Genomic DNA, 25303 nt, shown 5'->3' on the forward strand with positions numbered 1-25303 from the left:
GTTAGGTAATAAATGGGTATAACAGCAGTCAGAATCACAGTTAATGGCATTGTCCAAGGTGTGGGCTTTAGACCATTTATTTATGTATTGGCGGTAAAAAACGATTTATTTGGCAGCGTGCAAAATACGCTTCACGGTGTTGAGATTATTCTGCAAACGACACATCAGGAAGCTAAGAAGTTTTGCACATTGATGAGGCAACAATTACCTAAGCTTGCACAAATTGAACATATCAAAATGACTGAAATCACTGTTGTTAAAGCATTTGATCATTTTAGTATTTTAGCCAGTAGTGAAGGGAAGTCCGAGACCAAAATTCCAGCCGATAGTGTTATTTGTGACGACTGCCTGAGTGAGCTATTTGATCCAAATAGTCGCTATTATCTTTATCCTTTCACGAGTTGTACTTATTGTGGTCCGCGCTTTAGTGTTACCGAGTCTTTGTCTTATGATCGAGAAACGACGACGTTTTCCAAGTTTCCATTATGTGATGATTGCTCGAGTGTTTATCGCAATCCTTTAGATCGACGTTATCACGCGCAAACAACGGCTTGTTATGCGTGTGGCCCCAAATTATCTCATGCTTTTTCTGATATGGTGCAAATACTGAAACAAGGTGACATTTTAGCGTTGAAAATACATAGCGGGTTTAAACTGGTTGTCGATGCTAAAAATGAAGTAGCGATTACGCGCTTAAGACAACGCAAAAAAAGACCGTCTAAACCTTTCGCATTAATGGCATTAAATCAAGCTAGCATTGAGCAATATGTACAGTGTAATCAAGAAGAAAGTACGCTATTAAACTCGTCAGCTCGTCCAATTGTATTGTTAGAAAAGAAAACAACGACTCAGCTGCCGAAAATGCTCGCACCTGATCTTAATGAGCTTGGTGTGATGTTACCAAGTTCAGCCGTTGATTATTTGCTTTTTTATTATCTCTTAGGTCAACCTAAAGATCGTGATTGGTTGCATCAAGCAAATGATCTATTACTGGTAGTGACAAGTGCTAATTTATCTGGTGGCAGTATTATTGCAGACAATGATCAAGCTTATCAATTGCTAGCACCCATTGCCGATATGATCGTGAGTGATGATAGACAAATTGCGATGCAAAGTGACGATAGCGTGATGCGCGTGGTTTTAGATAAATCAATAATGATCCGTCGCGCGCGTGGTTTTGTGCCATTAACGATTAAGCTTAATCATGAATTACCTTGTGTCTTTGCGACGGGGGCTTTGTTGAAAAACACCTTTTGTTTTGTCAGCCACAATGAAGCCTATCTTTCACAATATATTGGTGATATGGATAGTGTCGATAGTATTGAATACTTTGAAAAAGCATTTCATCACTATCAACATTTATTTGGCGTGAGTTTCAATGCAGTGGCGTGTGACTTGCATCCGGATCTGTATACGACTGAGTTTGCTGAGCGCTTAAAATTACCGCTTATTCGTGTGCAACATCATGAGGCGCATATTGCTGCAGCTATGGCGGAGTATGCGTTACAAGGTCAAGTATTAGCGATTGTGCTTGATGGTTTTGGCTTGGGTGATGATGGTGTGGCGCGAGGTGGTGAGCTTTATCATTGTGATATTGAAGTACTTAAATTTACACGAATATCAGCGCTTCAATCTATGCCTTATTTAGGTGGTGATCGTGTGCAAAAAGAGCCATGGCGTATGGCGCTTAGCTTGTGTGTTGACTTGGGATTAAAAGTACCAAAGCATCTATTGGCAAATGAAAAAGCGCCAAGTTTTTTGCAATTACTTGAGAAAAACAAAGAAAACCTAGCATATACGACAAGTATGGGTCGCCTATTTGATGGTGTAGCAAGTTTGTTAGATATTTGTCACGACAACACCTTTGAAGCAGAAGCTGCAATGAAACTTGAAGCATTGGTTAACGTACCTAGGGTTGATAAAAGCTTGATTGATATAAACAATAATCAACTGGATGTATCACAATTAGTCGCAAGAATAATAGGTATGCCAAAAGACAAAGGCAGTGAGCTATTTCATGGAACCCTAGCTTATGCTTTAGCCTTATGGGCGCATGAGAGTGCAGTCAACAAAGGTATTACTCAAGTGATATTAACCGGTGGTTGTTTTCAAAACAAAGTACTGTTAACTCAAGTTGTACAGTACCTAGAAACATTTGGCTTAGAGGCGATTGTGTCACAAAAAATCCCAGTCAATGATGGTGGAATCAGTTTAGGGCAAGCATGGCTTGCTGCGAATAAATTAAACAAGGAGAAAAAGCATGTGCTTAGCGATTCCTGCGCAAATTATAGCGCTTAATGGCGATGACCAAGCGCTGGTTAATATTGGTGGTGTGCGCAAAGAGATTTCCTTGGCATTATTAAAAGATCAGGTTGATATCAATGATTATGTGATTGTGCATGTTGGCTTTGCGCTTAGTAAACTAGATGAAGCTCAAGCCAAACAAACGTTAAAAGATTTCGCTGACATGTTACAACAAGATCGAGGTGATCTATGAACTATATTGAGGTTTTTCGCGATCCAAAAGTCGCCAAAGGACTTATTGCTGAGATTAACAATAGTGTGCAAAGTGGGCGAAAATATCACCTGATGGAGTTTTGTGGCGGTCACACGCATGCGATTCATCGTTATGGTATCACAGGACTGTTGCCAGCTGAGATTAAGATGATTCACGGTCCAGGTTGTCCTGTATGTGTGCTACCGGTTGCACGCGTTGATCAGGCGATTTTTCTTTCTTTACAGCCTAATGTGATTTTTTGCAGTTATGCCGATATGTTGCGAGTGCCTGGCACAAACCAAGATAGTCTACTCAAAGCCAAAGCGCGCGGTGCGGATGTACGTATGATTTACTCAAGTGAAGATGCGTTAAAGTTGGCACAAGAGAATCCAGATAAAAAAGTGATCTTTTTTGCGATTGGCTTTGAAACGACAACACCACCGACAGCTGTTGTATTGGATAAAGCATTAAAGTTAGGCTTGAATAACTTCTTTGTGTTTTGCAATCATGTGCTAACACCGATTGCGATGGAAGCCATCTTATCCGATGAAGTCAAAATTGATGGCTTTGTCGGCCCTTCACATGTCAGTATTGTTATTGGCAGTGATGCGTATCATGATGTAGCAACGCGCTTTGCCAAACCTGTGGTGATCGCGGGATTTGAACCTTTGGATGTATTGCAATCTATTGTGATGCTGATTCAGATGATTAATCGTGATGAGGTGGGTGTCAAAAACCAATACACACGTGCGGTAACACACCAAGGCAACACCCTTGCACAGCAATTAATTGCTGAGTATTTAGAGTTACGAGATAGCTTTGAATGGCGTGGGTTAGGATTCATCCCCAAAAGTGCATTAAAGATTAATGGTAAATATGCACAGTTTGATGCTGAAGTGGTTTTTGATATACCAACCGTGAAAGGGCAAGAGCATAAGGCATGTGCATGTCCTGATATCTTGCGAGGGGTCAAAGAGCCTAAAGACTGTAAGCTCTTTGGCGTTGCCTGCACACCAGAGCAGCCGATGGGAGCATGTATGGTTTCCTCTGAAGGAGCGTGTGCGGCACATTATCAATACCAAGGAGTGCCGGCATGAGTGTTAAATTAAACTTCAAATCAGGTGTGGTGGATCTCGCGATGGGTGCCGGTGGCAAAGCGATGAATCGCTTGATTGATCAGTTGATGAAGAAAGCTTTTGACAATGAGTATTTATCTCAAGGTGAGGATCAAGCAACGTTGCCAAATCTCAATGGTAAAATTGCGATGACAACCGATAGTTATGTAATTACGCCATATTTTTTCCCAGGTGGCAATATCGGCAGTTTAGCTGTTTATGGTACGGTGAATGATCTGGCAGTAGGAGGTGTGAAGCCGCGTTTTCTTTCGGTAGGCTTTATTCTAGAAGAAGGCTTGCCACTGAGTGATTTAAAAGTGATTGTTGAGTCAATGGCAGAAGCGGCAAAAGCCTCCCATGTTCAATTAGTAACAGGTGACACCAAAGTGGTTGAGAAAGGCAAAGGCGATGGTATTTTTATTAATACCACAGGGATAGGCGTTGTTATGAATGACTTTGTGACACATGAGCCATTAGTGAAAGGTGATTGCATCATTATCAATGGGGCGATTGCTGAGCATGGTGTTGCTGTGATGTCAAAGCGCGAGGGCTTAAGCTTTGATTGCGATGTCCAAAGTGATGCTATTAATCTAAATCATTTGCTTGAAAAGCTACATCAATCAGGTTGTCACATCAAGACGATGCGTGATCCAACACGAGGCGGTGTTGCTGCCACCTTAAATGAATGGGCGAGCCAATATGAAGTAGGTATTAGCATTGATGAGTCTGCACTTGTCGTTAGTGAAGAAGTGCGTTCTGCTTGTGAGTTATTGGGCTTGGATCCGCTTTTTATTGCAAATGAAGGCAAGGTTTTAATTGTTTGTAATCAAAGCGAAGTTCAGAAGGTATTAGCATGTTTACAGCAAGACGAGTTAGGTAAAAATGCCAGTGTGATTGCTAAGGTTGATAAAGTAGGCAATGCATCGGTCAATATGCAAACAAGCTTTGGCGGGCTTAGACGCGTTGATTGGCTAAGCGGCGAACAACTACCAAGAATTTGCTAAGTATAAGGAGGAAGAATGAGTCAGTTTTATTTTTTAGCGCATCAGCGTTTAGATGATTTAATTATTACCTTAAAGACACAGGGATTTGAGGTAAAAGCACCGATCGTTGATGATCATGCGATTGTTTATGATGATATTGAAAAAGCAGCGGAGTTACCATGGGGCTACGTTGATGAGCAGAAACCAGCACACTATCACGTCAAAAAAACCGATCAAAACAAAGCTTTTGCGTGGAGTCTGCCAGTGCAATCGGTAAAGCCGATGTTGTTTAAAGAGAAAGAAGCATTATGGCAAGTCAAGCATGATGACACTGGCAAGTTGACATTTGAGCAGGCGCTCAATAAACAAAAATATGCTGTTTTAGGTGTTAGACCTTGTGATTTGCGCGCGATTGAAATTCAAGATCGTGTGTTTATCGAAAATGCCTATCAAGATGTGCGTTATAAGGCGCGACGTGAAGCGATGTTTATCATTGCGGCTAATTGTACCAGTTGTCATAGTAATTGCTTTTGCATTAGCTTAGGTGATAGCCCATATGCTGATAAAGGCTTTGAATGGGCAATGACGGAAATCAATGGTGGTTTTGTCATTGAATCAGGTAGTAACAAGGGCAGAGCGCTTATTGAGCAGCTGCAATTAAACCCAGCTACTGGTGCGCAAACCTATGAAGCAGAACAAAGAGTCAAAGCGGTATATGCAATGCAAGAGAAAAGCATCCCACCCTTAGCAACGGTTGAAAAGGCGCTATTTGCTAACTTAGATCATCCGCAATGGGATGATGTTGCTAAACGGTGTTTATCGTGTGGTAGTTGCACACAATCTTGTCCGACGTGCTTTTGCCATACCGAGAAAGAAGTACCTGATTTGGAAGGACAAGTAAGTACGCATTTGCGCGAATGGGATTCATGCTTTGGTTTAGATCATAGTTACACGCATGGTGAGTTATATCGTGAGGAGCCTAAACATCGATATCGTCAGTGGCTAACACATAAATTCTCCACTTGGCGCGAGCAGTTTAGAACAAAGGGCTGTGTTGGTTGCGGGCGCTGTATTACGTGGTGTCCGGTGAGCATTGATGTTACGGATGAAATAAACATTCTCTGTCAGGAGACGCAGAATAAGCAGAAAAAGCAGGAGAAAAAAGCATGATTTACCCACAAGATGCTTATTTGCCACATGAGGCTGAGATTATTGACTTTATTGAAGATGCAGCAGATATTTTTACCCTGCGTTTACGTTTGTGTGATGCGGATTTACGCCAGAAATACAGCTTCAAACCTGGTCAATTTAATATGATTTATCTTTATGGTGTGGGTGAAGTGGCCATCTCGATTGTTAATGATCGTGAGTTTAACCATGATGTTTTTGAACATACCATTCAAGTCGTTGGACGCATAACACAAGGCATGCATCAATTAAAGAAAGGTCAAAAGGTCGGTATTCGTGGACCTTTTGGCAGCAGTTGGCCAGTGGATGAAGCACAAGGCAAAGATGTTGTAATTATGACCGGTGGGTTGGGTAACGCGCCATTGGTAGCGGCAACTGAAATGATGCTAAAAAACCGCGAAGCATATGGGCGGATTTATGTGGTGCAAGGTGTGCGTCACAGTGAAGGACTTATTTATCAGGATAAATATACGCGTTGGAATGCCATCCCAAATACACAGGTGATTGTAACGGCAACTGAGGGCGAGTCATTTGGTCCATGGCAATGGTATAAAGGCTTTGTCACCGAAGCGGTTAAAGATCTTAAGCTAGATTATCAAAATACTTATGTGATGAGTGTTGGCCCTGAGATTATGATGAAAAATGTTGCGCGTAGTTTTATTGATATTGGGGTGCCAGAGCATCAAGTATTTGTCTCATTAGAGCGCAGTATGAAATGTGCGATTGGGCATTGTGGGCATTGCCAGATGGGCAAAGAGTTTATCTGCAAAGATGGTGCCGTTTATGCCTATCCGCAAGTTGAAAAACTGTTGTCAATCAAGGGGGTGTAAGATGTCGCATGAGAGTAAATTAAGAAATCTAAACAACAAACCAACACTGGCTGTACATAAGTTTAGCTCATGTGATGGTTGTCAATTGGCATTTATTAATGATGGGTTGCGCCTGTTGAAATTATCACAATTGGTTGAGATCAAACACTTTGCTGAAGCAGGTCCTGTTGACGAAGATGCCAAAGTGGATATTGCGATTATTGAGGGCAGTATTAATACCAAGCATGATGTACATCGCATTCAAAAGATTCGTGAAAATAGCAAATATCTTATTACGATGGGCGCATGTGCAACAACAGGTGGTATTCAAGCTTTAAGAAATAATGTTACCCGTCAACAGTTTGAAGGTTGGATGAAAGATATCTACCCGCAACACACTGATGTGATTGATAAAATGGAATTAGATACCGCAAAACCGATTGAGGATTATGTTGCCGTTGATTTTGAAATCAGAGGATGTCCGGTAAGTTCCGAGCAGATGTATCACGCGGTGCGTCAACTATTATTTAAAGTTGAGCCAGAAAAGGTGGTAGAACCTGTCTGCACATCGTGTAAACATCGTGGAATCACCTGTGTGATGGTTGCACGTAATGAACCGTGCTTGGGACCTGTGACGGCTAATGGTTGTGATGCACTTTGTCCACATATTAATCGCGGATGTTATGGCTGTTATGGTGCTTCCAAATATGCCAATTTTGATGCAATGACGGCAAAGCTAAAATCAATGGGGCTAACTGATGAAGAGATTGCGCATAAATATCATTTTATCAATAATCAGCAACAAGGTTTCAAGCAGGCTGGAGATAACGCATGAGTAATCAAATGAATACGGCAAATAATGCCAAAACAACGAAAATAGAAGTGCCTATTCTAGCGCGCGTCGAAGGTGAAGGTGCGCTTGATTTAGAGATTAACAATAATGAAATTACCAAATGTCATGTGCGTATTTATGAGCCACCACGCTATTTTGAGAAGTTTTTAGAAGGACGTGAACCGAATGAGATCATTGATGCGGTAGCACGCATTTGTGGTATTTGCCCGATGGCGTACCAAATGAGTGTCGTGACATTGATGGAAAAAGCTTTTGAGGTAGAAGTGACCCCTTGGGTGCATGCAATGCGACGAGTGATGTATCTCGGTGAATGGATTGAGTCACATTATTTGCATACACATATTTTAGCTGCTCCTGATTTTTTGAAATATCATTCAGCGATTGAAATGGCAAAAGACTTTCCTAATGAAGTCAAGCGTGGAGTTAGATTGCAGCATTTAGGTAATGATATTTTGTCATTATTTGGTGGCAGATCGGTGCACCCTGGGGCGATTAAAGTCGGTGGATTCTATCGAGCACCTAAGCCTAAAGAAATCAAAGCACTTATCCCACGACTACAAGAAGCGCTAAAAGATGCCAAAGATGTCGTGATGTGGTTTGCCCAATTACCTTATCCTGATGTCTGCTTTGATGAAGTATTACAAGTAGCATTAACGGATGTCAGTGGACAGTATCCGGTGATTGCTGAACATGTCGTAACCAACAGAGGTGAGTGTTTTCCAATCGAAGAATGGGATGAGCATTTCTATGAGTTTCATGCGCCACAATCAACAGCACTTCACTCAACACGCGATGGACAACCCTATTTAACAACACCATTAACACGTCTGAATTTGAATTTTGATAAATTACCCAAAGAGGTTCAAGCGCTTGCTAATAGTACGGGTATTTCGTTTCCAAGTAATAATATCTTTCATAGTATTTTGGCGCGATCAATCGAATGCTATTACGCGATTGGTGAGATACTGCGACTATTTGAAGCGTATGAATATCCAGATAAACCTTATGTTGATGTGAGCTTTAAGGCAGGCAAGGCGTGGGGTGCGACAGAGGCACCTCGTGGAATTCAGATTGATTACTTTGAGTTTGATGACAAAGGGTGTGCGACAAAAATCCGTATTACACCGCCAACTGCGCAAAACTTAGCTTGTATGGAGGCCGATCTTAAGCAGTCATTAACCAAGTTTGGGTTGGATAAATCAGACGATGAATTAAGGCAGCATGCAGAAATGGTGATTCGTAATTACGACCCATGTATTTCGTGTTCGGCTCACTTTCTGACATTGAATATCAAACGCGCATGAGGTTGTTATGCATAGAAGATTTTTTCGTGGATTTATTCTTATCAGTTTATTACTGTGGGTAATGTTTGCTGTTGCCTTTTACCAACATTTAAGCTTGTTGAGCATGGTTTTTATTGCTTTTATGTTAGGACTTAGGCATGGCTTTGATGTTGATCATATCGTCGCCATTGATAATGTGACGCGTCAATTAGCACAAAAAGGCAAACCCAGTGTTACAACTGGCTTGTTCTTTGCGCTAGGGCATTCTAGTGTTGTGTTTTTGCTGACTTTGCTGGTTATTTTAGGGGGCAGTCTAAGCAAAGCAGAGAGCCTTGGTATCATTGGTATTGGCGCTGTGATTGGATCGATTGTATCAATTGCCTTTTTATGGCTTACAGGAGGGATGAATGTATTATCACTGTATAAGCTTATTAAACATCAACAAAACACACATACACATTCGCCCTTAACACGTTGGTTAAAGCCTTTGTTTAAAATGATTGATAAGCCTTATAAAATGTATCCAGTTGGCTTTTTATTTGGGCTTGGTTTTGACACAGCCACTGAAATTGCTCTTTTAGGATTAGCAGCAACGGCATCATTAAGTGGTGAATCAATCTGGCTTATTTTGGCATTGCCAGTTGCCTTTGCACTTGGTATGACATGGGTTGATTCATTAGATGCATTATTAATGACCAAGCTTATCAATACTCAAAAACTAAATGATCAGATCTTTCGTCGCTACAATATTGCGATACTATTGATCGTGATCAGTGCGTCATTTATTGTCGGGTTTATTCAGTTATTTGGATTATTTGACCTTGATGTCTATGGCGCTATTGCTTTTGTCAGTGATCACTCGCCGTGGTTTGGTGGCGGTTTAGTGTTGTTGCTATTTGGTATATTTGTAGCATTGATATTTAAAAAGCAAGAAACGCTGTGAAATGATCCATGGGCTTGTTTTTAATAGAAGCTACTTGGCTATTGGTTAAAGTCATTGGCTGCAGTCCTTACATCTTTTTATTGCTTCATAAGCATAATTAAAAGCTTTTTAGATTGTTTTGCAAGAGAATTTAATGATCAATATTTATAAATAGCAAAATGCATATTTTCTACATATATAAACATATGTATGTGTTTTTGTTGAGCTATGCTGTCTAAACACGCTAAGGGGTGCGTAAGAAATTAGAATGTTATTTAAGTGTTAAACGGGGAATTTGAATTATGAAAAAGCTAAGCTTAATGATTGTGACTTTGCAGACTTCTTTGCTTCTTGGATGTGGTGGTTCTAGTCAAACTGGTGGTGAAACTAGCGGTTCATCAACAGCGTACAAGGCGACATATACTAGCGAGCTAAGTGTTTCTGAATCTGCGAGTGAGAAATTTGATATACTTGTTGAGACACTAAATGGTGAGAGTTCTTTAACTTCAGCTTCTAATGGTAATGGGGTAACTTATTCTATTGAGACTGTGCCTAATGCAAATATTATGGTTGAGAATGATTGCCAAAACATTGCTGTTGGGAAGCCCTGCACATTAATGACATCATTAAAAAAAGAAGCAGCAGACACTGAAGAATTTAATTTTGTGATCAAGTTATCTAATGGAGTGAGTAAGACTGAAAGTGCGACACTTAAAAAGCATCTATTAAGTGTTAACCTTAACTCGCAAGAGGTTTTGCCTACTGGCTATAACAATTATGTATCAGTGACTAACACGAGCAATGTAACAGCATATTTTGATAAGCCATATTTTGTTGACCAAGATAACATGCAGATTGGCGCAGTTTTAATTACAGATAACACGTGTACTAATAAGCTTGATCCTGAGCAGAGCTGCCATTTTCTAATAAAAGGAGAAAATGGTGTGGTGGGTCAATTGAAATTAGCTTTACAGAGAGAACCGCTTGCTGATGTGAGTTTTTCAAATGTTGTTATTACAGGCACTAAGACACAAGATATTCCAACAAATGCTGCCAAAGGGGGAAGTTATACATTTACTTATACCTTTACTAATACCAATAGGACATTGGCTGCGACGGGGGTAAGCTTTACAAATGATTTTGCAGCGCCAGATTTTACAATAGATACAGCGAAGAGTAGTTGTAATGGGGTCACATCAATTGCGGCAAATAGTAGCTGTACTTGGCAAGGAACATTCACACCAGGAAGCGAAGGTAATAAGAGTATGAGTTCGACATTGCATTACGCGAAGGGTAGTAATGTGACTTTAACCAGTTCCTCTTTAGTAGTGGGGTTATTAGCTACCACACCAATCAATACAGCTCCTAATGTTGCCGAAAAAGGCTGGGCTTGGCCTACCCAAAGATTTGAGCCTGCTAAGAAGGTAGACAACACGCCTTGTAATGATGCTGAATATGATAAATTAACGGGTTTAATGTGGGTTAAAGACGGTAATTTTGCTGGCCAGGAATACTGGAATCAAGCAACAAATTATGCCGATAATTTAACGTTATGTGGATATAACGACTGGCGCTTGCCAACAATTAATGAGTTGAAATCCCTTGTGAATTATTCAGATACAGTTTCACCAGCAAATTGGTTAAATGCAAATGGTTTTAGTAATATTCAAATGCATCCATATTGGAGTAGCACAGTTTATTCTATCTTAGGCGGCAGTGCGTGGCTCGTTAATATGGATAATGGTGCCGTGTTCAACTTCTATCAAGCGACTACCTTTTACTATGTGTTGCCTGTTCGCGGACCCAATAGTTTTGCTAGCGGAGAGGCTGTTATTCAAAATACAAATCCTACAGACAGGGGGCCTGGTCAATGGCCTACCCAAAGATTTGAGCCTGCTAAGAAGGCAGACAACACGCCTTGTAATGATACTGAATATGATAAATTAACGGGTTTAATGTGGGTTAAAGATGGTAATGCTACTGGCCAGAAAAACTGGAACCAAGCAACAAGTTATGCTAAAAATTTAACGTTATGTGGATATAACGACTGGCGCTTGCCAACAATTAATGAGTTGAAATCCCTTGTGAATTATTCAGATACAGTTTCACCAGCAAATTGGTTAAATGCAAATGGTTTTAGTAATATTCAAACAAATGGATATTGGAACAATGGATATTGGAGTAGCACAGTTTATTCTACCTCAGGCGGTCTCGCGTGGTTCGTTAATATGAATAATGGTAGCGTTTACAACTACTATCAGACGTCCAATAACTATGTGTTGCCTGTTCGCGGACCCAATTGATTATTAGGTGATTTGATTATTTAGAGGATGAAAGAAATAGATGGCATATTATGAAGCATTTTCCTCACTGTAAAACATTGATGAGGCAGAGAGTCTATTGTCATGGAATATTAATAACTAAGGTTACATTATGTCCTTGTGAGATATTCGCCATGATAAAACAGTGATTTCTTAAGTAAACTCTAGAGATTTCCTCTATCTTACAGGCTAAGCATTTGAGAGAATAACTTTCGTGGCAGGACGCTACGACTCAATAACACTCCCTCCCCTTTGTTGCTAAGAGTTGATCACAAGGATGTAAACCCCTTTTGCTGTCTCCAAGTCATGGTGAGTCTAAGTTCAAGGGTATGATCATTTTCAAAAATAATTGTACCACCGGCTCCCACGCAATTTTATGATGCAGTTCTGCGTGAATATTTTCATTGATCTGGCGATATGCACTTATAAAAAGGTAGCTAATGCAAATAAAGCTTAAGCAAAAAAAAAGCAATAATGCACAGTAGATTGAAATGTTTTTTCATGTTGACCCATACGTGATATTAATAACTATAAAATGTCGTTGATTCAAATCCGCCTGGAGTTGTTATGCAGAGAAGGTTTTTTCGTCGATTTATTTTTGTTAGCTTGCTGATATGGCTGGTTTCCACTTCGATTTGACATAAATACACCTTATGGCTACGCTAATCTAAAGTATAGTAAGGCAGTTGTTTTTTGATTGCTATAAGCTAGATTTATAAATAAAGCGGGTTGGAAATATTTATGAAAAGGAAGTTATTGTATTTTTTAACACATTTAGCTGTCATATTACCCCTGACAATACTGAGTCTTTCACTATGGCTTTATGTCAATAACAAAGCAAATTCTACTCTATCTATTAAATATGAGCAACAGGCAAAAGAAACTGTAATGAGCATCCAAAATCGTCTACAAAGATACATTGACACATTAGAAGCTGGTAGAGCATATATTATTGCATCTGATTATGACATTCCATATAACGCTTGGCGAAAATTTGCCAATCAAGTTAAAGTCCATATAAAGTATCCTGGTATTAATGGTATTGGCGTGATCTTTCCTTTAGAGCGTTCATTAAAGGAAGACTTTGAATCCAAATATCGTCAGCAAGGATATAACGTTACTGTTTACCCTGAGCACTCACGTGAAAAACTATACCCTATTACTTACATAGAGCCAATAGAAAGGAATAGAAAAGCCGTTGGCTTAGACATGGCACATGAAGAAAATCGCTACTCTGCGCTTATTTCATCAATACATAGCAACAAACCCACTATTACAGCACCAATAGAACTAGTACAAGACAAGGTGAAAACACCAGGATTTTTGCTTTATATTCCTGTATATAAAAATGAAGACTTTTATGCAGCAGTCTATGCCCCATTTACGGTATATCAACTAGTTCAAGGTGCTATAGGCAATAAATTAGATTATTTTAATTTACAAATACGAGATGCAAATCAAGTTATATATCAAAGTAAAGAATATCTATCATCTAAATTTCTTAATACGTCATGGGATAAAACTTTTGACCTTAAAGTTTATGGAAGAATATGGAAAATTAATATTACGCCTAAAATGTTTTATTTCAAAGAGCTCCAAACAAATGACTCATTTTACATTCTTCTAATAAGCATCACGGTTAGCTTGTTTTTATACATAGGGTTTATATTCTTTCTTAAAAGCAGGCATAGAGCATTTATGCATGCCAATGAACTTCAATCACAAGCAAGGACAGATCATTTACTCAATCTTCCCAATCGACTCTACTTTCTGGAAACACTCTCTGATTTAATAAAGAAAGCAGAAAAAAGACAAAAGACCGTTGTTTTATTATATCTTGATTTAGATGATTTTAAGGCTGTAAATGATACATTAGGGCATGAAATTGGGGATGCCTTTTTGAAAGCTTTTACACAAACACTTAAAAAATGCATGAGAAATCAAGACTTCATTGCTCGTATGGGCGGGGATGAATTTGCTATTCTATTAATTGGAGATATTGATCGAGATATTATTCGCGCTTTAATCAAAAGAATTCGTGACTTTTTTCAAAAGCCATTAAAAGTGTTTGAACACAGATTAAAAGTCAATATGAGTATCGGCATATCAATTTTTCCACAAGATGCTACGAAAGCAGAAACACTTTTAAAAATTGCAGATTTATCAATGTACCAAGCAAAACGACTTGGAAAAAATCAGTATCAGTTTTTTTCTGCACAAATGAACGAAGCTTATCAACGTGAATTATTAATAAATAAATTATTATTGGATGCGGTTTCTAACTATGAATTTTCTTTAGTTTATCAGCCAATCATTCATGCGAGCACTCAAAAAGTATCAGGATTTGAAGTTTTACTTCGCTGGACAAATAAAGATTTAGGGGTTATTCCACCAAGTGAGTTTATACCTATCATAGAATCAACAGGGCTAATGTATGATGTTGGTCGATGGATACTAGAAAATAGTTTTATGCAGCTGCATCAGTGGAAAAAAGAATACCCAGAAATTTTTGATCAAAAAATTTTTATGTCAATTAACTTTTCTGCCGTACAAATCATGCAAGATAACATTAACATAATTGTTGAATCATTGCTTAAAAAATATCATTTAAAAAGCTGTGACATTATACTGGAAGTCACTGAAACAACACTCTTAAAGAGTATTAAAAAATCGATAGAAATACTTAATCGATTCAAAGAAATGGGTGTTCGACTGTCTATTGATGATTTTGGCACTGGATACTCATCGCTTAGCTATTTAAAAAGTCTGCCCGTTAGTGAGTTAAAAATTGATAAGAGCTTTATCGATGATATTCTTAAGGATTCAAATGATCTTGAAGTAGTTAAGGCAATTATTGAAATAGGTAAAGCACTTCGTCTTAATATTGTTGCCGAAGGCGTCGAGACTTTTGAACAATATAATTTACTTAAAAACCTTAAGGTTGATTATATCCAAGGATATTACTTCTCAAAACCACTGACAGCAAAAGATTTTATTCAGTTTCTGATTGGCGATTTACCCTATGTGTCAGGATAGTTTTTTCCATAATGGAATTAACCTCTCCAGGTCATTGTGACTCTAAGTCCAAGAGTATGGTCATTTTCAAAGATAATCGTGCCACCGGTGAGGCTCACTAGCTCATGAACAATGGCTAGACCCAGGCCATAGTGCTTTTTAGCATCTGTGTTATTCTCAGAGAATCCTAATTGCGTTATTTTGTTTAACTTGTCATGAGCAACCCCTTGTCCATGATCAATAATGATCAGTTCAATAAGCTCTTTGGTTTGTGTTAAGCTAATGTCAACTCTATCGGCAAAACGAAAGGCATTATCAAGGATATTGGTCAAAATGCGGTTATATACTTGTGCCGAACCATAAACAATAGTGTTAGGTGTTTCCGTATAATCAATGCGATGCCCCATGTCAGCGTAGTTGTCTTGCAGTGTCAGTAACATGAGGTTTAGGTCAATTTTCTTACGCTGTTGTAAATGAAGGTTAGACAGTGATAAGAAGCCTTGTACCACCTCATTGATGTGATCAATATCTGATATGCTTTTTATCGCATCCGTGTCACCTTTTAACTCTAGCTGCTCCAAGCGAAAGCGCATGCGTGTTAACGGTGTTTTGATATCATGCGAAATCGATGACATCAATTGTGCGCGTGTGCGTGTTAGGTTGTGAATACGCAACTTCATTTGCTCAAATAAGGCTTTGGGACCAGAGATAAGTCCAAGGTAAATGGAGCTGTTCTGCGGAAGTCCTAGTTCGATCAACATCTGCTGACTTAGTTCAGTTAAACGATATAATCTCAGCAATAACCAACAAGCAAATAGAAACAAGATAACAATCAGTAAGATGATCGCAAATTCAGCGGTAAATAAAGAAAAAAAGTAATGATAATTTTTAACAGCATGAATGTTAAGCCATAGGTTTTTATGAATAAAAACTGAGAATTTATGCGTGTTATCTTGATGCTGAAGTATTTTATTCTCAAGATCTTGCGCATTTTTGATGGTGTAATCTGGGTGAAACTGTGGATCAGTGGATAAAGCCATTTCAAGCTCGATACGCTGAATTTTTATATCTGAGAAATGCTGACTATCAAAGGTTTGAATGAAGCTCTTAAGATCGTCATCTTCACCATATTTGACTATTTTGGCAATTTCCCATGCAATTTTATGATGCAGTTCTGCGTGAATATCTTCATTGATCTGGCGATATGCACTTATAAAAAGGTAGCTAATGCAAATAAAGCTTAAGCAAAAAAAAGCAATAATGCACAGTAGATTGAAATGTTTTTTCATGTTGATCCATACGTGATATTAATAATTATAAAATGTCGTTGATTCGACTCTAAAAAGCAAGATGATTAATCAAAGATTCTTTCGCTAAAATGAAATTTTCGTGTTTGAGCAATTAATGTAATGCAGGGATAAATTTAGGTCGCTTTTTTAATAACATTTGAATTAAATACATAACCACGCCCATGATGCGTTTGGATAAGCCTAGGGTGTTTGGTGTCTTCTTCAATTTTCTTACGTAACAATCCAACGCGGACATCAATTGCACGATCATAAATATCACGTTTACTGGTGTTGGTCTGATTCAGTAGAAATTCACGTTCCAAAATGCGCCGTGGATGCTCAAGAAAAACCATCAGTAAATTAGCATCTGCCGTTGACAATTGAACTTCTTCGCTTGTAGTTGTTAGCAATGACGTGCGCGTATCAAACTGCCAACGATCAAACTGATAAATCTTATCTTTAAGCTCAGGTGAAGCCTGTGCCATGCGTCGATAGATGGCATTAATGCGCGCCATAAGCTCAAGTGTGCTAAAGGGTTTCACTAAGAAATCGTCAACACCGGCATCAAACGCTAAGATGCGCTCAGAAACCTCTTGTGACGCGGTGATCATCACAATTGGCGTATTGGTGATCGCACGAATTTGGCGACATACTTCAATGCCATCGATTTCAGGTAACATTAAATCAAGTAAAATAGCATCAAATTTTTTCTGAGTTAGTGTTGCGCTGACTTCTTTGGGGTGATGAATGGCAAGTGCATCAATATTAAAGCGACCTTTAAGTGTTTGCATCAAGCTTTTGGTGATCTCTTTATCATCATCAATGATAAGAATGTTTTTAATCGAATCTACTTGGCTATTGGTTAAAGTCATTGACTTGCAGTCCTTACATCTTTTTATTGCTTCTAAACATAATTAAAAGCTTTTTTGATTATTTTTCAAGGAAAACTAAGTCTCTCATATGTGTTGCAGTTAAAATATATATTTTTTACATATATAAACATATTTTAGTTATGTTTTTGTTTTAAGCTTGTTCCGAAATTTTATTTTATTAAATTCTGGGGTAACTATGCAATTTCTCACATCTAGATTTAAAGGTTTATCACTAATAATCGCCAGTATATTATTGGTAGTAGGCTGTGGCTCAGGAAATGGTAGCTCATCACAGAATGAAAATGAGAACTTTACTGTCGTACTTTCGGGGAATCCTAATACTCTTATTGCAGGGCATCATTATCAATTAGATGTTGCATTAAAATCGAAGCAAGATAAAGGTGTTGGTGTAACAGATTCCAAGACACATCAGGTGAAGTTAATTGATGAATCTAATTGCTCAACTCAACTTATAATAACTCCACAGGTACAGCAAGTTATGGTAGATGCAACGCCTCTAACCTTTACTATAGAGGTTGCTCAGGATGATGTGTGTGCGTCACATAGACTTGGAGTTGTAGTTGATCATGATAACGTTGTTGATAGTATAACCATCAAAACAAGCCAAGGAATAAGTTTTTCTAAGCTAGGGAATGACTTGGTTAATGCTAATGCTGCTCAGGATGTTGAAAGTGCCTTGATAAGTATTAACCAAGCAACACAACTACCAGAAATTTTGATCAATAGCTATGGCAGTCCATACAATCGTACTGATTGGTATGCTCTTAACTTAGACGATGCAAGTTGGCAACCTTTTATGAAATTACTTAAATTTGAACAAACGAACGCACCAAACTTTGATGCAGCAATTTCTGATAGCGAAGGTAATCGTTATTTCGCTATTTCAAATTTTGAAATGGGTGATGATGGCTATGCTAAAATTTTGCAGTATACGGTAAATGGAAATGGAAAGACCAAAGTTGTTGCAAATACGCAACATCTTACGTCATCTGGTGTGATTACTTTAAAAGCTAATCCAGATAAAGATCGAATATATGCAGCATTTAGCAATGCTCAGGCTTATGATGGTACTGTTTATGTTGATGTATATAACTCAAAGACAGGGACTAATGAACTAATCACCACACCATTTAAGGCGATTAATGGTACAAAAATTGGTTTAGCAGTAGATAGTGATGGTAATATCTATGTCGCATATGTTTATTCTGGAGTGCAGGTTCAGAAATATAATATCAATACAAAAACTTGGCAGTCATTAACTCATAATGCCATATTGCCGATGGCAAATATTGATGATATTCATTTAAGCTATGACAAAAATGAAGGCCTATATCTCGCATTTGGTGTGCTGCCAGCATCTGCAGGAAACTATGCAGCTTTTTATCATTATACTGGAGGTGCATTTAATCAAGTTTCTACCCTAAAATTATCAACCTTCTATGGTGATAATTCTGGTAATAATCATGATAATTCAATTCGATTTAAGGTAATAAAAGGAGGCTTATATTTTGCTTACATCGCGCCAGAGTCAGAAATGTCCCGAGAAAATAGTGTGTACTTTGATCGCTATGATTTAACAACACATATTTGGCATGATTATAGCGCTGAATTAGCTACATTATTAACACATTCTGTTTCGTATTTTGATATGCAAGTAGATGATTTAGCTAATCTGTATTTTGTCAGCCAAAGCATAATTAAGAACAATCATGGTGATGTGATTGTTGTTAAAGGTAAAAATTGGATTTAGATAGAGAACCACTTGCTGATATAGGTTTTTCAAATGTTACAGTAACAACTACCAAGACACAAAATACCCCAACAAATGCTGCCAAAGGTGTGACGTATCCATTTACCTATACCTTTACTAATACCTACATCATTGCCTGTTTGCGGCCCCAATTGATTAATCAAGCCACCTAGTTCAAGAGCATCAAAATGATTTACAATGGGTATATTTTGCAGGTGACACTTTCAAATCCTTGGTAATCCTTTAATATACTTCCATCAATTAAGTTGTTGTGAGGTTATTATGGCATTTTCATGTTTTTACAAAACAATCAAAAAAGAAGCAGTTGAGTTAATTGTTGTTCCTGTTGATCAATACCAAAGTTGGTTAGAGCAGCAAGAACAATCAAAGCAAAATATGCTTAAAGCACAAAGCTTTAAAGCCATCTCTGGTAAGAGCGCTTTACTTTTTAATGGTGATGGTGAGTTATCTGCGGCATTGGTTGTTGTCGATATTAAAGACATGTGGTCAATGGCGGGCTTATGTCAGTCATTGCCGCATGGTGATTATCAGATTACGGATCCTTTTGATGTCGTTGATTCTGAGCTTTTCTATTTGGCATTTGGCTTAGGTTGTTATCAATTTCTAACGTATAAGTCAGACAAAAAGACGAATAGCATTAAATTATATTTACCCAAGAAGTTTGCTGAGGTTGAGAAAACCTTACGTGCAATTTATTTAGTGCGCGATATGATCAATACACCCGCTCAAGATATGGGTCCTGAAGAGATTGCGCGACAAACTCAGAAGTTAGCGCAAACTTTTTCGGCTACTTTTTCAGAAATCGTGGGCGATGATCTATTAGCAAAAGGCTATCGTGGTATTCATGCGGTGGGGCGTGCCAGTGCCAGAGCACCAAGACGTATTCGCCTAGATTGGGGTAATGAAGCACATCCACATATTGTACTTGTGGGTAAGGGTGTTGTTTTTGATACCGGTGGTTTGGATATTAAACCTGCTAGTGGTATGCTCTTGATGCATAAGGATATGGGTGGATCAGCACAAGTCTTGGGATTAGCACGTTTGATTATGGATACACAATTGCCAGTGCGTTTAACCGTCCTTATTTCAGCGGTTGAAAATGCGATTTCAGGCAATGCCTATCGCCCAAGCGATGTGATTAAAATGTATAATGGCACAACCGTTGAAGTGACCAATACCGATGCTGAAGGGCGGATTGTATTAGCGGATATTTTAACTGAAGCAACGCGTGAGAAACCAAGTCTTGTAATGGATTTTGCGACATTAACGGGAGCAGCACGCATTGCTGTTGGTACTGAGATGTCAGCATTTTTTGCCAACGATGAGGACTGGGCACATAAGTTAAGCCTAGCAGCAGAAAAAGTACAAGACCCTGTGTGGCGTATGCCGTTATATGCTTCTTATCGCAAGCTCCTAGAGAGTCAGGTAGCAGATATTAAAAACTGTGCATCTGTACCATACGCTGGCAGTATTAGTGCTGCATTGTTTTTACAAAGCTTTATTGAGCATAATACACCATGGCTTCATTTTGATTTAATGGCATGGAATATCTCGAATATGCCAGGGCGAATGATTGGTGGTGAGGCCATGGGTATTCGCGCAGCATATGAGATGCTTAAAACACACTTAGATGTATGACGATCATTGAATACCCTTGATAAAATACCATCGTAATAATGAAGCAATACATTACGCTATTTCTTGCCTCTCCCTCTGCAATATTGCTCGCGCAGCGTAAGCTGCGTGTGTGAGGGGAAATTAAACTTATTCTTTATTTTTTATCTTAGCCTAAAAAGTCAACTATACTTGCTATAGGATGATGCAATGAGGAAAGCTTATGGTGGTAATTGCAAACACAATGATTGAATCATTTTATGATCTGATCGGTGAGGCACAAAAAGTCGTTGGCATTGAGCTTGATGTCGAGATTGAGGCGTTTGTGGTTTATGCTTTATTAAGAAATGTCAAATATGCTGAGCTTAAAGATATGATCTTTGCACAAAGTCTATTAACTGGTATCTCGCATAAAAATACCGATGAGCTTGAAAAAGTGCTTGATTGCTCTTTAATCTATGCTGGTTGGTACCCAAAGCGTGCGCAAAAGTTAGGTCTGTCACCATCTTATTTTAGTGATATTGGTAAAACAGCCAGTCTAGAGCTTGCTTATTATTATCGAATACTGAAATCCTCTTATCAGAAAACCTATGCTAAAATCTCTGAGGAATTTGACAAGCTTGTGATGTTATTACAATCATTTTTAAGCGCGCAAGAAGTTCAAAAAATTTATACACAAGGATTTTTCCCAGTTAACCACAAAAATAGTTAGTAACTCTTTCAAATAACCAGTACATTATAGTTTCTAACGGTTGGTTGGTATGAAGTGATTAGTATGGAGCACATCTCATTTTTATCTGGTGCTTTTGTTTTTGCAATGATTTTTTTTGCAGGTTTTGTTGATTGTATTGCCGGAGGTGGTGGGATGATTACCATCCCAACGTATTTAAGTGTTGGCGTGCCACCGCATTTAGTGTTGGGTACCAATAAGATGGTGATGTCGGTGGGCACACTTTCGGCCGTTATCCGTTTGTTGTGTTCGGTAAAGGTTTATTGGCGTACGATTATCCTAGGTATTATATTGGCATTTATCGGTTCTTTATTGGGTGCCAAACTGATTAGTTATCTGGTGAGTTATCAACTGATGACAACCTTGTTACTTATCATTATTCCGACGATTTTAATCATTGGTGCATTTAAAAACTACCGATCGGAAAGTAACTACACATTGACACCAAAATTTTATCTGTATTTGGGTTTGATATGTTTTATTGTTGGCGCCTATGATGGTTTTTTTGGTCCGGGTACTGGAACCTTTTTGTTCTTAGGCTTTATGTATATTTTGTCGATGTCCGCCAAAGAATCAGTGACTAATGCCAAAATTGTTAATTTATCGGCGAACTTTGGTGCTTTGATTTACTTTTTATGGACTGGAAATATTGACTGGTACATCGTGATGATCGCTTTGCCTGCGGCGATGATGGGCTATTTGTTGGGTGCGCAATTTGTGCTTAAGGCGAATATTAAGTGGCTTAAGAAGATTGTTATGCTGGTGCTTTTGGGACTGATGATTAAGTTGTTATTCTTTTAATCAATATAAATCTAAATCTAAATCTAAATGTTTTGCTTCTTAGTGGCTAGACATATTTGTTTGCTATGGTAGTATCTTGCTGTATAGATAGCGATAACTGATCGAATGATTTTATTACAAATCAGCGAAGGCTAAGCTGTGAAAAGGAATCAGTACGATAGGTCTTATCTGATTTAATCGATGAGGTAAACGTGCTAATAAAAAGGTAAAGGAAGGTTGAAACAATGCAAAGTGAACTTCAATTATTATCGCAGTTAAGCGATTTAGTCTATTCAGCAAGTAATTTTAAAAAAACGCTCATGTTTAATAATGCGGGTAAAACGAGTGATCAAGAGGTTCTTAAGTTTCGTGAGAAAACTCGGGCGCAATTATTAGCGATGCAAAATCAGCTTAACACCGACTATAGTAGTAAAATTGCTGAATTTATCCTTTTTCCAATTATTGCTAATGTCGATGAGAAATTTATGTTATTGATTACCGAGCGTGAGTTGCTCTGTCATTGGGATACCTTACAGGCTGAGTTTTATGGGCGCACAGATGGTGGTGAGTTTGTTTTTGATGTGCTAGATGAGGTGCTATCAAATAAAATATATCCTAAAATCAGCTATGAAGTCCTTCTTATGGTATTGCAAGATGACTTTTTAGGGAAGTATTATCACAACCCAAATCATGCTGAGCGCCACCAGTATATTTCACGTGTCAAATCGATATTAAAGGACTTTAATCAAAATACCAATATAAACGAAGAGGTTGTTGCCACAACAACGTCACGTCAACAGATGCCCAATAGTCGTAAAGCGCAAAATCTCGTCTGGGGTGTTGTTGCGATATGTATTTTGGTGCCGCTTGGTATTTACTTTTTTGCGTAATAAGCATAACAAGGAGGAGTGACATGCAGTTAGCATTCTTAAGCAGCGTTGAAGATATTGTGCAACTTAAACGCTTAAATCCAATGTTGATGAGTGGCATTGTGCATCAATATCAAGAAGGAAAGTACGAAGCGGTTATCGAGGCAATCAGCCAATATGTTGAAGAAACCAAAAGCATAGATGTCTATATTCTTTTTATGGGGTATGCTGCGGATTTGTTTTTGAGCGCAAAATCTTTGGCAGATATTAACACAAATATTAAGGCTTATGATGAGCAATTAAATATACTATCGGGACGTTTATCTCCCTTAGAGCGTTTTGATACCACTTTACTTAGTGGTATTGATATCTTTGTGCAAATGCTGGATATGAAAATAACCGCTGAAATCAAGCAGGTTGAGGTCTTTGATGTTGATGCGTTGGTTGAGTCTTATGAATTATTATTAGATACTGTGCAAAGCCTAACTTCAATACAATTGAAATTAGATTCACGTAAGTCGATATTAACAACCAATAAAACGATCAAAGAGCTTAAGCTTGCCATTAAGCGTCTACTTGATAAAGAGCAGCAAAATGAATCTTTAACGACTGGTGTTGATGAGGCAAGTGAAACTGTGATAAAACAAGCGTCACAAAAGGAAGCTAAAAAACGCTATATTGATGAGTTTGCTTCAGTCAAATGGTATAAATTCGTCAAAAAAGTATTGATTTTACAAAGCATGATCAAGGCTAAACGTTTTTTTGAGGCAGCAATCGTTTATGAAGATATGCAAAAAGAGCTGACACATTTTGATCCAAAAGATTATTTTCCAGGGCTCTTTTTTCCGCTATATAAAAATCTAGCACCCAATGCACGAACGATTTATAAGCATATTGAGCAGAACTCTAATTCATTGGAATGGCATATTGCCAAGAAACTCTATCAGAGTGATCCAATGCGTTTTTTACGTGATTTACCTAATATGGCAGAGAATAACTATCATGATGAGCAGTTTCACCAAGGCGACTATGTCGAGCCTATGCAAAATGAAGAGCGTAAGTTGATGGAAGATGTCAGTGTGTTATCAGAAAGTGAAGATATTCGCTTTAAAGAAGACATTGTCGATGATAAAGAAGAATCACTCATTGACGATAATGAAATTGATCATTTATTAGAGGAGATTGAAGGCGTTTGGGATCAGGTAGGTCTATCGAAAGAATAGACAAGAAAGCTTACCACTCAACAATGCTTAAGGTATCAGGGACATCGGCAATTTTAGTTGCAATGGTTTCTTTATCTAAAAGTCCTGTTTTGGCATCGTGGTATTGAATCACCGAAGCGCTATTAATCAGACCATAGCAAATGGCAGTACGCACATTCTCACCAGCATATATCGCACCACAAAAGCTTGAGCCAAAAGCGTCTCCTGCCCCTAGTGTATTAACAACATTATCAATCTTAAGTGCCGGATGAAAGTACATTTTCTTCTCGGTCGCGACATAAACCCCTTCGCTGCCATCGGTAACGACAACGATGCGTGGTCCTAGGTTCAAGGCTTTTTGAAAGAAGGCTTTTAATGAGAAAAAACTATCTTGATAAACAGGCTGTGCTTGCAATAGATTCTGATTATGATCCACTGCTGCTTCATCTGTTGGGTTATCTTCGCAGCTTAATAAAGAGCTCATGAGCTTTTGCGCTTCTTGATAATTCATGATCAAGATATCAATGCCGCTTAATGCTTCTAAAATAAAGCTACTACCGACTTCAAGTTGGCTATAACCAGGATTAATGGCAACTTTGGTATTGCACACTTTAGCCAATTTGACAATTTGTGGCAGCTGTGCGGCTGAAGCTTTACTAAGGGATGTGACATAAACAAAATCAGCTTCTTCAATTGACGCAACCGGTAAGTCTTCGGTTAATAAATCGCGATTAGCTCCGCGATAAGCAAAGATCGTACGATCACCTTTAAGCGATGGTACAACATAAGAAGTCGCCGTACCATAGTGATTAGAGTAGCGCACAATCGAGGTATCAACGCCTTGCGATTTCAGCTCTTCCAAGAGTGATTTACCAATATTATCTTTACCTACTTTACCAAAAAAACGCACGTTAAATCCAAGTTTTTGCAAGGAAACAGCGGCATTGGTCGCACCACCTCCACTAAAGCATTTCTGATCAGTGACCTCGATTTTGGCACCTTCCTCAAGTAACAAATAGGACTGCTTAGTGTGCGGCTTTTGGATTTCCATGGTTTCCATTTGTTCGTATTCGATAATTGTATCTAGTGTTGCACCACCGATGGTCAAAGCTTTCATATGTGGGCTTACTCCAGTAAAACATTAATGATGGATATTGTGCCTTAATTTT

The 25303-nt window shown here is 38.4% G+C and carries 21 protein-coding genes; 18 read left to right on the plus strand and 3 right to left on the minus strand.

Annotation, left to right across the window (positions count from 1 at the left end; genetic code table 11):
* Nucleotides 1-12 precede the first annotated feature (12 nt).
* The 11 genes from hypF (at nt 13) to IE867_RS03100 (ending at nt 15007) form a co-directional block, all read left to right on the plus strand.
* On the plus strand, nt 13-2298 hold the full coding sequence (gene hypF, locus IE867_RS03050; protein WP_192483306.1) for a carbamoyltransferase HypF: 2286 nt from the start codon (nt 13-15) through the stop codon (nt 2296-2298).
* On the plus strand, nt 2261-2497 hold the full coding sequence (locus tag IE867_RS03055; RefSeq protein ID WP_192483307.1) for a HypC/HybG/HupF family hydrogenase formation chaperone: 237 nt from the start codon (nt 2261-2263) through the stop codon (nt 2495-2497). Before hypF ends, IE867_RS03055 begins: the two co-directional genes overlap by 38 nt.
* Nucleotides 2494-3594 (plus strand): hydrogenase formation protein HypD, encoded by a 1101-nt coding sequence (gene hypD / locus IE867_RS03060; RefSeq protein WP_192483308.1) that lies wholly within the window; start codon nt 2494-2496, stop codon nt 3592-3594. The genes IE867_RS03055 and hypD overlap by 4 nt, the downstream gene beginning before the upstream one ends.
* Entirely contained in the window at nt 3591-4616 is a 1026-nt protein-coding gene (hypE, locus tag IE867_RS03065; RefSeq protein WP_192483309.1) for a hydrogenase expression/formation protein HypE, read from the plus strand. Before hypD ends, hypE begins: the two co-directional genes overlap by 4 nt.
* Before the next feature lie 15 nt (nt 4617-4631).
* Complete coding sequence (locus IE867_RS03070) at nt 4632-5765, plus strand: 4Fe-4S dicluster domain-containing protein (protein WP_192483310.1); 1134 nt, start codon at nt 4632-4634, stop codon at nt 5763-5765.
* Nucleotides 5762-6613 carry an FAD/NAD(P)-binding protein gene (locus tag IE867_RS03075; RefSeq protein WP_192483311.1) on the plus strand — a complete coding sequence of 284 codons (852 nt, stop codon included), beginning with the start codon at nt 5762-5764 and terminating at the stop codon, nt 6611-6613. The genes IE867_RS03070 and IE867_RS03075 overlap by 4 nt, the downstream gene beginning before the upstream one ends.
* 1 nt (nt 6614) lies before the next feature.
* Nucleotides 6615-7427 carry an NADH-quinone oxidoreductase subunit B family protein gene (locus tag IE867_RS03080; protein WP_192483312.1) on the plus strand — a complete coding sequence of 271 codons (813 nt, stop codon included), beginning with the start codon at nt 6615-6617 and terminating at the stop codon, nt 7425-7427.
* Complete coding sequence (locus IE867_RS03085; protein ID WP_225629941.1) at nt 7424-8749, plus strand: Ni/Fe hydrogenase subunit alpha; 1326 nt, start codon at nt 7424-7426, stop codon at nt 8747-8749. Before IE867_RS03080 ends, IE867_RS03085 begins: the two co-directional genes overlap by 4 nt.
* Nucleotides 8750-8756: 7 nt before the next feature.
* Entirely contained in the window at nt 8757-9671 is a 915-nt protein-coding gene (locus IE867_RS03090; RefSeq protein ID WP_192483313.1) for a HoxN/HupN/NixA family nickel/cobalt transporter, read from the plus strand.
* Nucleotides 9672-9952: 281 nt separating this feature from the next.
* Nucleotides 9953-11953 carry an Lcl C-terminal domain-containing protein gene (locus tag IE867_RS03095; RefSeq protein WP_192483314.1) on the plus strand — a complete coding sequence of 667 codons (2001 nt, stop codon included), beginning with the start codon at nt 9953-9955 and terminating at the stop codon, nt 11951-11953.
* Nucleotides 11954-12712: 759 nt separating this feature from the next.
* A complete protein-coding gene (locus tag IE867_RS03100; RefSeq protein ID WP_192483315.1) occupies nt 12713-15007 on the plus strand; it encodes a bifunctional diguanylate cyclase/phosphodiesterase in 2295 nt (764 codons plus the stop codon).
* Nucleotides 15008-15024: 17 nt separating this feature from the next.
* Here the strand turns inward: IE867_RS03100 and IE867_RS03105 are convergent, their stop codons facing one another.
* Both IE867_RS03105 and IE867_RS03110 read right to left on the minus strand, forming a co-directional pair.
* Nucleotides 15025-16275 carry a sensor histidine kinase gene (locus IE867_RS03105; protein WP_192483316.1) on the minus strand — a complete coding sequence of 417 codons (1251 nt, stop codon included), beginning with the start codon at nt 16273-16275 and terminating at the stop codon, nt 15025-15027.
* 134 nt (nt 16276-16409) lie between these two features.
* Entirely contained in the window at nt 16410-17147 is a 738-nt protein-coding gene (locus tag IE867_RS03110) for a response regulator (RefSeq protein ID WP_192483317.1), read from the minus strand.
* A 196-nt stretch (nt 17148-17343) separates the two neighbouring features.
* Here IE867_RS03110 and IE867_RS03115 point away from each other — a divergent pair, with 196 nt between their 5' ends.
* From IE867_RS03115 to IE867_RS03145, 7 genes are all read left to right on the plus strand, one after another.
* The gene (locus IE867_RS03115; RefSeq protein ID WP_192483318.1) at nt 17344-18918 is read left to right on the plus strand and encodes an SMP-30/gluconolactonase/LRE family protein; all 1575 of its coding nucleotides are present in this window, start codon (nt 17344-17346) and stop codon (nt 18916-18918) included.
* Nucleotides 18909-19091, plus strand: coding sequence for a hypothetical protein (locus IE867_RS03120; RefSeq protein WP_192483319.1), 183 nt, complete (start codon nt 18909-18911; stop codon nt 19089-19091). The genes IE867_RS03115 and IE867_RS03120 overlap by 10 nt, the downstream gene beginning before the upstream one ends.
* Before the next feature lie 109 nt (nt 19092-19200).
* The gene (locus IE867_RS03125) at nt 19201-20577 is read left to right on the plus strand and encodes a leucyl aminopeptidase family protein (protein ID WP_192483320.1); all 1377 of its coding nucleotides are present in this window, start codon (nt 19201-19203) and stop codon (nt 20575-20577) included.
* Nucleotides 20578-20776: 199 nt separating this feature from the next.
* Nucleotides 20777-21265, plus strand: a complete 489-nt coding sequence (locus tag IE867_RS03130; protein ID WP_192483321.1) for a hypothetical protein — start codon at nt 20777-20779, stop codon at nt 21263-21265.
* A 63-nt stretch (nt 21266-21328) separates the two neighbouring features.
* The gene (locus IE867_RS03135) at nt 21329-22084 is read left to right on the plus strand and encodes a sulfite exporter TauE/SafE family protein (protein ID WP_192483322.1); all 756 of its coding nucleotides are present in this window, start codon (nt 21329-21331) and stop codon (nt 22082-22084) included.
* A gap of 224 nt (nt 22085-22308) precedes the next feature.
* Nucleotides 22309-22953 (plus strand): DotU family type IV/VI secretion system protein, encoded by a 645-nt coding sequence (locus IE867_RS03140; protein ID WP_192483323.1) that lies wholly within the window; start codon nt 22309-22311, stop codon nt 22951-22953.
* A gap of 23 nt (nt 22954-22976) precedes the next feature.
* Nucleotides 22977-24155 (plus strand): type VI secretion system protein IglI family protein, encoded by a 1179-nt coding sequence (locus tag IE867_RS03145; RefSeq protein ID WP_192483324.1) that lies wholly within the window; start codon nt 22977-22979, stop codon nt 24153-24155.
* Between the two features lie 10 nt (nt 24156-24165).
* On the opposite strand, the gene IE867_RS03150 is transcribed toward IE867_RS03145, so the two are convergent.
* Nucleotides 24166-25251, minus strand: a complete 1086-nt coding sequence (locus tag IE867_RS03150) for a carbohydrate kinase family protein (protein WP_192483325.1) — start codon at nt 25249-25251, stop codon at nt 24166-24168.
* Between the last annotated feature and the right edge of the window lie 52 nt (nt 25252-25303).

Origin of the sequence: Cysteiniphilum marinum (assembly GCF_014857925.1) — a bacterium.
GTDB classification, from domain to species: domain Bacteria; phylum Pseudomonadota; class Gammaproteobacteria; order Francisellales; family Francisellaceae; genus Caedibacter; species Caedibacter marinus.

Excerpts from the sequence above, each read along its gene's own strand:
- hypF (WP_192483306.1), top strand. The coding sequence starts at position 13 with ATGGGTATAACAGCAGTCAGAATCACAGTTAATGGCATTGTCCAAGGT.
- IE867_RS03055 (WP_192483307.1), top strand. The coding sequence starts at position 2,261 with ATGTGCTTAGCGATTCCTGCGCAAATTATAGCGCTTAATGGCGATGAC.
- hypD (WP_192483308.1), top strand. The coding sequence starts at position 2,494 with ATGAACTATATTGAGGTTTTTCGCGATCCAAAAGTCGCCAAAGGACTT.
- hypE (WP_192483309.1), top strand. The coding sequence starts at position 3,591 with ATGAGTGTTAAATTAAACTTCAAATCAGGTGTGGTGGATCTCGCGATG.
- IE867_RS03070 (WP_192483310.1), top strand. The coding sequence starts at position 4,632 with ATGAGTCAGTTTTATTTTTTAGCGCATCAGCGTTTAGATGATTTAATT.
- IE867_RS03075 (WP_192483311.1), top strand. The coding sequence starts at position 5,762 with ATGATTTACCCACAAGATGCTTATTTGCCACATGAGGCTGAGATTATT.
- IE867_RS03080 (WP_192483312.1), top strand. The coding sequence starts at position 6,615 with ATGTCGCATGAGAGTAAATTAAGAAATCTAAACAACAAACCAACACTG.
- IE867_RS03085 (WP_225629941.1), top strand. The coding sequence starts at position 7,424 with ATGAGTAATCAAATGAATACGGCAAATAATGCCAAAACAACGAAAATA.
- IE867_RS03090 (WP_192483313.1), top strand. The coding sequence starts at position 8,757 with ATGCATAGAAGATTTTTTCGTGGATTTATTCTTATCAGTTTATTACTG.
- IE867_RS03095 (WP_192483314.1), top strand. The coding sequence starts at position 9,953 with ATGAAAAAGCTAAGCTTAATGATTGTGACTTTGCAGACTTCTTTGCTT.
- IE867_RS03100 (WP_192483315.1), top strand. The coding sequence starts at position 12,713 with ATGAAAAGGAAGTTATTGTATTTTTTAACACATTTAGCTGTCATATTA.
- IE867_RS03105 (WP_192483316.1), bottom strand. The coding sequence starts at position 16,275 with ATGAAAAAACATTTCAATCTACTGTGCATTATTGCTTTTTTTTGCTTA.
- IE867_RS03110 (WP_192483317.1), bottom strand. The coding sequence starts at position 17,147 with ATGACTTTAACCAATAGCCAAGTAGATTCGATTAAAAACATTCTTATC.
- IE867_RS03115 (WP_192483318.1), top strand. The coding sequence starts at position 17,344 with ATGCAATTTCTCACATCTAGATTTAAAGGTTTATCACTAATAATCGCC.
- IE867_RS03125 (WP_192483320.1), top strand. The coding sequence starts at position 19,201 with ATGGCATTTTCATGTTTTTACAAAACAATCAAAAAAGAAGCAGTTGAG.
- IE867_RS03130 (WP_192483321.1), top strand. The coding sequence starts at position 20,777 with ATGGTGGTAATTGCAAACACAATGATTGAATCATTTTATGATCTGATC.
- IE867_RS03135 (WP_192483322.1), top strand. The coding sequence starts at position 21,329 with ATGGAGCACATCTCATTTTTATCTGGTGCTTTTGTTTTTGCAATGATT.
- IE867_RS03140 (WP_192483323.1), top strand. The coding sequence starts at position 22,309 with ATGCAAAGTGAACTTCAATTATTATCGCAGTTAAGCGATTTAGTCTAT.
- IE867_RS03145 (WP_192483324.1), top strand. The coding sequence starts at position 22,977 with ATGCAGTTAGCATTCTTAAGCAGCGTTGAAGATATTGTGCAACTTAAA.
- IE867_RS03150 (WP_192483325.1), bottom strand. The coding sequence starts at position 25,251 with ATGAAAGCTTTGACCATCGGTGGTGCAACACTAGATACAATTATCGAA.